Source organism: Brevundimonas sp. (assembly GCF_035626535.1).
GTDB lineage: Bacteria > Pseudomonadota > Alphaproteobacteria > Caulobacterales > Caulobacteraceae > Brevundimonas.
Map to the genome: position 1 here is coordinate 46,283 of NZ_DASPNO010000052.1, position 7,635 is coordinate 53,917.

Consider the following 7,635-nt stretch of genomic DNA (forward strand, 5'->3'; position numbering starts at 1 on the left):
TCACCCCATCCACAGCGTCGCGGGATGCTCCAGCAGGCCCTTGATGCGCTGGACGAAGACCGCCGCGTCGTGGCCGTCGACGATGCGGTGGTCGAAGCTGGAGGACAGGTTCATCATCTTGCGAACCACCATCTGGCCGTCCTTCACCACCACCCGTTCCTGAATTTTGTTGGGGCCGACGATGGCGACCTCGGGGTGGTTGATGATGGGGGTGTGGACGACGCCGCCGAGCGTGCCCAGCGAGGTGATGGTGATGGTCGAACCGGAGAGCTCCTCGCGGCTGGCCTTGCCGGACTTGGCGGCGCCGGAGACGCGGGCGATCTCGAGGGCGGTGTCGTACGGGTCGCGGGCCTCGGCGTGGCGGACCACGGGGACCATCAGGCCGTTCGGCGTCTGGGCGGCGATGCCGAGGTGGACCGGTGCGTGCTGGGTCAGGATGCCGGCCTCGTCGTCGTACCAGGCGTTGATCTGCGGCTGGTCACGCAGGGCCACGACGATGGCGCGGGCGATGAAGGGCAGGACGTTGAGCTTGGGCTGGTCCGACTTCCTCGTGGCGTTGAGGTGGGCGCGGAGCTCTTCCAGCGCGGTGACGTCGATCTCCTCGACGTAGGTGATATGCGGGATGCGGCGAACGCTCTCGGCCATCTTCTCCGCGATCTTGCGGCGCAGGCCGATGATGCGGGTTTCGGTGGTTCCTTCGGCCCGGGCGTAGGTCGACGCGGTGCTTGATCCGGAGACCGACGATCCACGACCGCCCGAGGCCACATAGGCGTCCAGGTCGCCGTGCTCGATGCGGCCGGCGGGGCCGGAGCCGGGGACGAACTGCAGTTCGATCCCGAGATCGCGGGCGCGGTTGCGCACGGCGGGCGAGGCCAGCGGACGCTGGCCGGCGGCGCGGGTGGTGAAGGCTTCGGCCACGGCTTTCGCCGGGGCTTTGGCGGGCGCAGGCGCAACGGCCTTCGTGACAGGAGCCGGTGCGGCCTCTGCCTTGGGCGTGGGCGTGGGCGTGGGCGTGGGCGTGGCAGCCGCGGCCGGAGCCGAGGCCTGATTGCCCTTGCCCTCGACGTTGAAGCTGACCAGCGGCCCGCCTACGGCGATCTGCTGCCCGGGCTCGCCGTGCAGGGCGGCTACGGTTCCGGAGACCGGCGAGGTCAGTTCGACCGTGGCCTTGTCGGTCATGACCTCGGCCAGCAGCTGGTCCTCGGCGACCGCATCCCCGACCTTGACCTGCCACCCGACCAGTTCGGCCTCGGCGGTGCCTTCGCCGACGTCGGGGAGTTTGAAGACGTAGTTGGCCGAACCAGCCGAGCCCTCCCCCTCGATGGGGGAGGGTTGGGTGGGGGTGGGTGCAGGCTGTCGAGAGGCAGGTGCGGAAGGCGTGGACGGAACCTTTTGCGCTTCACCGGCGTCAGAGGCGCGAGCACCCCCATCCCCGACCCTTCCCCCATCGAGGGGGAAGGGAGCAGAATTCCCCGCCCCCTCGACCTCGAACTCGATCAGGGGCGAGCCGACGGCCAGTTGCTGGCCGGGTTCGCCGTGGGCGGCGACGACCTTGCCGGCGACGGGCGAGGTCAGTTCGACGGTGGCCTTGTCGGTCATGACGTCGGCGATGATCTGGTCCTCGGCGACCGTGTCGCCGACCTTGACGTGCCAGCCGACCAGTTCTGCCTCGGCCGTGCCCTCGCCCACGTCGGGCAGTTTGAAGACGAAACGACCCATCTCAGCGCCCCCCGCTCATGACGGCCTTCAGCGCCGTGGCGACCCGTTCCGGACCCGGGAAATATTCCCACTCGAAGGCGTGCGGATAGGGCGTGTCCCAGCCGGTCACCCGCGCGATCGGCGCCTCGAGATGATAGAAGCAGCGCTCCTGAACCAGGGCGCTGAGCTCGGCGCCGAACCCGGACGTTTTCGGCGCCTCGTGGACGATGACGCAGCGGCCGGTCTTCTTCACGCTGGCCTCGATGGTCTCGATGTCGAGCGGCACGAGGCTACGCAGGTCGATGACCTCGGCGTCGATCCCGGCGTGCTCGGCCCCGGCCAGCGACACCCAGACCATCGTGCCGTAGCAGAGGATGGTGACGTCGTTCCCCTCGCGCATGACCCGCGCCTTGCCGATCGGCTCGATGTATTTGCCGGTCGGCACCTGGGCCAGGGCCTGGGCTTTCCACGGCGAGACCGGCTTCTGGTGCCAGCCGTCGAACGGGCCGTTGTAGAGCCGCTTGGGCTCGAAGAAGATGACCGGATCGTCGTCCTCGATCGCCGCCGTCAGCAGGCCCTTGGCGTCGTAGGGATTGGACGGAATGACCACCTTCAGCCCGGCGATGTGGGTGAACAGGCTTTCCGGCGACTGGCTGTGCGTCTGGCCGCCGAAGATGCCGCCGCCATAGGGCGAGCGCACCACGATGGGCGAGGTGAACTGGCCCGCCGAGCGGTAGCGCAGCTTGGCCGCCTCGGAGACGATCTGGTCGTAGGCGGGGTAGATGTAGTCGGCGAACTGGATCTCGACGACCGGACGCAGGCCATACGCGCCCATGCCGATGGCGGCGGCGACGATGCCGCATTCACTGATCGGCGCGTCGAAGCTGCGGGTCAGGCCGTGCTTCTGCTGCAGCTGGTCGGTGACCCGGAAGACGCCGCCGAAATAGCCGGCGTCCTCGCCGAAGCTGAGGACATTGGGGTCCTCGGCCATCTTGACGTGCAGGGCCGAGTTCAGCGCCTGGATCATGTTCATCGGCTGCACGCCGTTGGCGGGCGCGACCGAGTCCGGCGCGTTGGACGCCGTGACCATGTCTGGTTCGACGCCGTCAGTGCGGTCGGAGGCGGTGAAGGTGGTTTGCTCGCTCATCAGGCTTGCCCTCCCACGCCCGTCATCCTCGGGCTTGACCCGAGGATCAGGCGTTGAGTCACGCTGGCTGTCTCAGGAAGGCGCGCCGAGTTCAGGAACATATTGGCGGACATCGAGCACCGGACGGTCTGATCCTCGGGTCTGGCCCGAGGATGACGGTGGAGAGAGAGGTTCATATCCCCACCTCGCGGCGCTGTTCGGTGATGCGCCAGTCCTCGGTCGCATAGACCTCCTCGAACATGGTCTTCACGGACGGGCGCGACTGACCGAGCGTGCCGATGGCCTCGGACTCCTTGCCGGCGGCGCGGACCTGTTCGACGGCGTCGGCCTCGGCGGCGGTCTGCTGCTCGTCGGACCATTCGCCGAGCGCGATCAGGTGCTGCTTGAGGCGGGCGATGGGGTCGCCCAGCGGCCATTTCTCGTGCTCGTCGCCGGGTCGGTAGCGGCTGGGGTCGTCCGAGGTCGAGTGCGGGGCGCCGCGGTAGGTGAACAGCTCGATGACGGTGGCCCCCTGGTTGGAGCGGGCCCGCTCCTCGGCCCACTGGGTCGCGGCCCAGACGGCGAGGAAGTCGTTGCCGTCGACGCGCAGGGCCGGGAGGCCATAGCCGATCGCCTTGGAGGCGAAGGTGGTCTCCAGCCCGCCGGCGATGCCCTGGAAGGAGCTGATGGCCCACTGGTTGTTGACGATGTTGAGGATGACCGGGGCGCGGTAGACGGCGGCGAATGTCAGCGCATTGTGGAAGTCGCCTTCGGCCGTGGCCCCGTCGCCGATCCAGCTGATGGCGATCTTGTCGTCGCCCTTGTAGGCGCTGGCCATGGCCCAGCCGACGGCCTGCGGCACCTGGGTGCCGAGATTGCCGCTGATCGTGAAGAAGCCGTAGTCCCTTGCCGAATACATGATCGGCAGCTGGCGGCCTTTGATCGGATCCGAGGCGTTGGAATAGATCTGGTTCATCATGGTTGCGAGCGGATAGCCGCGCGCGATCAGCAAGCCCTGCTGGCGGTAGGTCGGGAAGCCCATGTCCTCGCGGGACAGGATCATGCCCTGGGCGACGGCGATGGCCTCCTCGCCGGTGCATTTCATATAGAAGCTGGTCTTGCCCTGGCGGTGGGCGCGATGCATCCGGTCGTCGAAGGCGCGGGTCAGGATCATGGCCTTGAGGCCGCGGCGCAGGGTCTCGGCGTCCAGCTTCGGGTTCCACGGCCCGACCGCCTTGCCCTCGTCGTCGAGAACGCGGACGAGGCGGAAGGCGTGATCGCGCATGTCGAAGGGCGCGGTCGAGACGACCGGCCGCTCCACAGCGCCGGGCGCGTCGAGCTTGAGATGGCTGAAGTCCGGCTTGTCGCCGGGGCGGCCCGAGGGCTCGGGCACGCGCAGCGACAAGGGCTGGGTGTTTGGCTTTTTCATTCCGTCCTGCCGTCCGGTTGATCCGACCGCGTTTCCTCCGGCGCCCTGTAGCACGGTCTTTCAGCCAAGGCTCGCTCGATTTTGACCTTGCATATGCCGGTTCACGGGTATTTTATTGCGCCATAACAAGAACCGGAGAAACGCCTTGGCCGACGATCTGGATCCCGTTGACGCCCGAATTCTGGACATCCTGCAGCAGGACGCCGGACTGTCCGTGGCCGAGGTGGCGGAGCGGGTCGGTCTGTCGGCCTCGCCGTGCTGGCGCCGGATCAAGAGACTGGAGGATACGGGCTTCATCCGCAAGCGGGTGACCCTGCTCGACGCGACCAAGCTGGGGCTGGATTTCGAGGTCTACGCCATCGTCAAGCTGAGCCTGCCGTCGACCGAAAACCTCGACGTCTTCGAGGCGGCGGTGGCCAACTGGCCGGAGGTGGTGCAGTGCGCCACCATCACCGGCCGCGAGGACTATGTGCTGCGGATCATCACCTCGGACATGCACGCCTTCGACCGTTTCCTGCGCGAGAAGCTGCTCAGCCTCGGCATCGTCTCGGACTGCGAGAGCCACATCGTCACGCGCGGGGTGAAGAGCGTGACCTCCCTGCCTCTTGGCATAATCACTCCGCACGTTGGATAGTCCGGTTCGGGCGCGCGTGGCGCCGAGGGGTTCCATATGATCGAGATGGTGATCGACGCCCGGCGCAAGGACCTCGGCGGGTTCGAGGTCGGGCGCGTGCTGCCGTTCCACGCCCGGCGAATGGTGGGACCGTTCATCTTCCTCGACCAGATGGGGCCGGCCGAGTTCGCGCCGGGCAGCGAGGCGATCAATGTGCGGCCGCATCCGCACATCGGCCTGTCGACGCTGAGCTATCTGTTCGAGGGCGAGATCATGCACCGGGACAACACCGGCGCGAGCCAGGCGATCCGTCCCGGCGAGGTCAACTGGATGACCGCCGGCAAGGGGGTGGTCCACTCGGAGCGCACCGATCCGCTGAAGAAGTCCACGGGCGGACCGATGCACGGCATGCAGGCGTGGATCGCCCTGCCGACCGAGGCGGAGGATGTCGATCCGTCGTTCCACCATCATGGCGAGGCGGACCAGCCGGCCTATGAGAACGGCGGCCTGTTCGCGCGGCTGGTGGCGGGCGAGGCCTATGGGGCGAAGGCGGCCGTGCCGACGTCGTCGCCGCTGTTCTATGTCCACTGGGAACTGGCCGAGGGGGTGCGCACCACGCCGCCGCCCGGGCGCGGTGTCGCCGGCGGCTATTCCGAGCGGGCGCTCTATGTGGCGAAGGGCGAGATCGAGGTCGGGGACCGGACCTTCCACGAAGGCCAGATGATCGTACTGGAGCCGACCGCCGAGCCGACGGTGCGGGCGCTGCGGCCCGCGACGGTGATGGTGCTGGGCGGCGAGCCGGTCGGGCCGCGGCTGATCTGGTGGAATTTCGTCTCGTCGTCGCAGGCGAAGATCGACGCCGCCAAGGCCGACTGGCAGGCGGGCCGCATGACCCTGCCCGTCGGGGACGATCTCGAATTCATTCCGCTGCCCGACGTGCCGTCGACGCCGGAGCCGGCCCCGGCGCCGGTCAGGCCGGACCCGACCGACCCCGTCTAGAGCGGGTCAGCCGTCCCGGTCGGTGCGGCAGAGCTGCCGCGCGCGCACGGCCATCAGCCGGTCGCCGGCCGTGCGGGCCTCGTTGCGGGCTTCAGTGCAGCGGCCCAGTTCCATCAGGGTGCTGACCCGGTTGGCGAGATCGACGCGGGCCAGCGGCTGGGACGGCAGGTTGTTGCCGCGGGCCGCCTGCAGGAAGGTCTCGTACTCGGACCGGGTCCACGCGTTCGATGCGATCATCGGGCGGAGATCGCGGAAGACGGGCGGCTGCGGTTGCTGCGGCGGCGGCAGCGGCGGTTGCTGCTGGGCGATGGCGGGCGCGGCCGTGGCGAACGCGGCGACGGCGATCAGGCAGGGAGACAGGCGCATGACGGATCCTCCTTGTGGAGCCATCCTCTCACAAACCGGAGATTGTGCAACGTCGCGCCGTTCGCGTGGGCGCGGCGCGACTTGAATCCGGCGACCGCAACCCGATCTGTTCCGGATGACCGCTCTCTCCGTCCTTGACCTGTCGCCGATCGTGGAGGGCGGCGACGCCCGTCGCGCCCTGCTGGAAACCACTGAACTGGCCCGGGCCGCCGAGCGTCTGGGCTACACCCGCTTCTGGCTGGCCGAGCACCACAACATGCCGGGTATCGCCAGCGCGGCGACCGCGGTGGCCCTGGCCCACGTGGCGGCGGCGACGGAGACGATCCGCGTCGGCTCGGGCGGGGTGATGCTGCCCAACCACGCGCCGCTGGTGGTGGCCGAGCAGTTCGGCACCCTGGAGGCGCTGCATCCGGGGCGGGTCGATCTGGGGCTGGGGCGGGCGCCGGGCACGGACGGCGAGACGGCGCGGGCGCTGCGGCGCTATTTCGAAGCCGCCGACCAGTTCCCACGCGACGTGCTGGAGCTGCAGGGCTACCTGGCGCCCGCCGTGGAGGGGCAGCGGGTGGCGGCGTATCCGGGGCAGGGTTCGAACGTGCCGATCTGGTTGCTGGGCTCCAGCCTGTTTAGCGCCGAACTGGCGGCGCAGCTCGGCCTGCCGTTCGCCTTCGCCAGCCATTTCGCGCCGGAGCTGCTGCTGCCGGCGCTGCGGACCTACCGCGAGGGATTCCGCCCGTCGAAACAGCTGGAGCGGCCGTATGCGATGGCGGCGTTCAACGTCTTCGCGGCCGACACCGACGCGGAGGCGCAGAGATTGTCGACCTCGATGCAGCAGGCCTTCGCGGCGGTGGTGACCGGCAAGCCGGGCCGGCTGAAGCCGCCGGTGGCCGACATCACGGAGGTGCTGGATGCGCGCCAGGTCGCGGCCGTGGAGAGCCGGCTGACCTACACCGCCATCGGCGGGCGCGACACGGTGCGCGCCAAGCTGGCCGAGTTCATCGGGCTGACGGGCGTGGATGAGGTGATGGTCACGGGCATGATCCACGATCTCGACGCGAGGGTGCGCAGCCTCGAGATCACCGCCGGGGCGGGGTCGGGTCTCTAACCCTCGACCCCTCCGAGGAAGTCGAGCAGCAGACGGTTCACCTCGTCCGGCCGTTCCTGCTGAATCCAGTGGCCGGCGCCGGGGATGACCTGCTGCATCCGCAGATCGGCAAGCCAGTCCTTCAGCCCGGCCTCGGCTGGTCCGGCGTAGTGGCGGACCGGGTCGCGCTCGCCGACCGCGAAGGCGGCGGGAACGCGAATGCGGGCGTCCTGCAGGAAGGCGGTGGCCTGCCAGTTGGCGTCAAGGTTCCGGTACCAGTCCACCGGGCCCTTGAAACCGCCGGCGGAGAAGGCGGCGACGTA

Annotated in this window: 8 protein-coding genes; 3 read left to right on the plus strand and 5 right to left on the minus strand. The window is 68.9% G+C overall.

The window, feature by feature from the left end:
* From VEC04_RS07420 to VEC04_RS07430, 3 genes are all read right to left on the minus strand, one after another.
* On the minus strand, positions 1-1,719 hold the full coding sequence (locus VEC04_RS07420) for a 2-oxo acid dehydrogenase subunit E2 (protein WP_324775377.1): 1,719 nt from the start codon (positions 1,717-1,719) through the stop codon (positions 1-3).
* Between the two features lies 1 nt (position 1,720).
* A complete protein-coding gene (locus VEC04_RS07425) occupies positions 1,721-2,788 on the minus strand; it encodes an alpha-ketoacid dehydrogenase subunit beta (RefSeq protein ID WP_349255593.1) in 1,068 nt (355 codons plus the stop codon).
* A 229-nt stretch (positions 2,789-3,017) separates the two neighbouring features.
* Positions 3,018-4,253: a thiamine pyrophosphate-dependent enzyme gene (locus tag VEC04_RS07430; protein ID WP_324775381.1), complete on the minus strand. Its 1,236-nt coding sequence runs from the start codon at positions 4,251-4,253 to the stop codon at positions 3,018-3,020.
* Positions 4,254-4,398: 145 nt separating this feature from the next.
* On the opposite strand from VEC04_RS07430, the gene VEC04_RS07435 reads away from it, so the two are divergent.
* Complete coding sequence (locus VEC04_RS07435) at positions 4,399-4,887, plus strand: Lrp/AsnC family transcriptional regulator (protein WP_324775383.1); 489 nt, start codon at positions 4,399-4,401, stop codon at positions 4,885-4,887.
* Positions 4,888-4,923: 36 nt separating this feature from the next.
* Positions 4,924-5,865, plus strand: a complete 942-nt coding sequence (locus VEC04_RS07440; RefSeq protein WP_324775384.1) for a pirin family protein — start codon at positions 4,924-4,926, stop codon at positions 5,863-5,865.
* A gap of 6 nt (positions 5,866-5,871) precedes the next feature.
* On the opposite strand, the gene VEC04_RS07445 is transcribed toward VEC04_RS07440, so the two are convergent.
* Positions 5,872-6,231 carry a hypothetical protein gene (locus VEC04_RS07445; RefSeq protein ID WP_324775386.1) on the minus strand — a complete coding sequence of 120 codons (360 nt, stop codon included), beginning with the start codon at positions 6,229-6,231 and terminating at the stop codon, positions 5,872-5,874.
* 115 nt (positions 6,232-6,346) lie between these two features.
* Here VEC04_RS07445 and VEC04_RS07450 point away from each other — a divergent pair, with 115 nt between their 5' ends.
* Positions 6,347-7,333, plus strand: coding sequence for an LLM class flavin-dependent oxidoreductase (locus VEC04_RS07450; protein WP_324775388.1), 987 nt, complete (start codon positions 6,347-6,349; stop codon positions 7,331-7,333).
* On the opposite strand, the gene VEC04_RS07455 is transcribed toward VEC04_RS07450, so the two are convergent.
* Positions 7,330-7,635 (minus strand): alpha/beta hydrolase (locus tag VEC04_RS07455; protein ID WP_324775390.1); only part of this gene is annotated, 306 nt, incomplete at its 5' end. The genes VEC04_RS07450 and VEC04_RS07455 overlap by 4 nt on opposite strands.